General features: G+C 73.6%; 1 protein-coding gene. It reads left to right on the top strand.

The window, feature by feature from the left end; translation table 11 throughout:
• Positions 1 to 388: 388 nt before the first annotated feature.
• Positions 389 to 1,009: DNA/RNA helicase (locus NQ160_RS24170; RefSeq protein ID WP_257517509.1), on the top strand; the 621-nt coding region annotated here is incomplete at its 3' end.

The following is a 1,009-nucleotide window of genomic DNA, read 5'->3' on the forward strand; positions in this document are numbered from 1 at the left end:
GGGTGTCTCCTCGAGCGATATGTGCGGCACTGTGTGAGCGTGCCTGAGTGTGGACCGTCCGCACAGTTTACCGGGGGCGGCGGGGTGCGCCGGGCCGTGGGCGATGCCGCGCGCGCTTGTCGCGCCGGCGTGCGCGCCGGTGCCATGCCGTGCGCGGGCTGACCGGCGTGCCGCAACGAGGGGATCTGCCGGAATGAGGGTCGGATTCCGCTTGGAGCCCTCAGCCGGGCAGATCTCCTCATCCGGGGCGCGCGGGACCCCGGAGCACGGCACCGGGTCGGCCCCGGGATCAGCGTCGGCTCCTCCCCAGGCGCTGTCGCCGTCCCTCTTCTCCCCGTTCGCGCCGGGCGCGTCTCGCAGCGCGAGGCGACATCGGCACGCTCGGTGCATGGAGCTGTCAGCACAGGTGAGGGCGGCCGGCGGCGTGGCGCGGTGCACGTCGCTGCGCGCGACGGGTGTCAGCAAGCACCGGATCGCGCAGGCTGTCGCCCGGGGCGAGCTCGCGCGGGTGCGCCGGGTGTGGGTGGCCGCGCCGGATGCCGACCCGTACCTCGTCGCCGCCGCGCGCGAGGGCGTCGTGCTCACGTGCGTGACCCAGGCTCGGCGGCTGGGCCTGTGGGTTCTCGCTGAGACCGAAGCGCACGTGGCTGCCAAGCCTCACGCCGGCGGAATCCACGACGCCGGCGCCCGGATTCACTGGGGTCGGCCGCTCATCCCGCGGCATCCGGATGCCCTCGTCGACCCCATCGAGAACGTGCTCGGCCTGGTGGCGGACTGTCGATCCTTCGAGCACGCGCTCGCCATCTGGGAATCGGCGCTGCGCCGCCGGCTTGTCGAGCGCGATGCGATGGCGCGGCTGCCGCTGACGGCGACCGCGCGACGTATCCTGACCGCCGCGAGCCCGTTCGCCGATTCCGGCCTCGAGAGCTTCGTGCCGCCGCGGCTGCGATGGATGCGGCTGCCGATCGTGCCGCAGGCATGGATCGCGGGCCATCGCGTCGACTTCCTG

It is taken from the genome of Microbacterium sp. zg.Y909 (genome assembly GCF_024626565.1).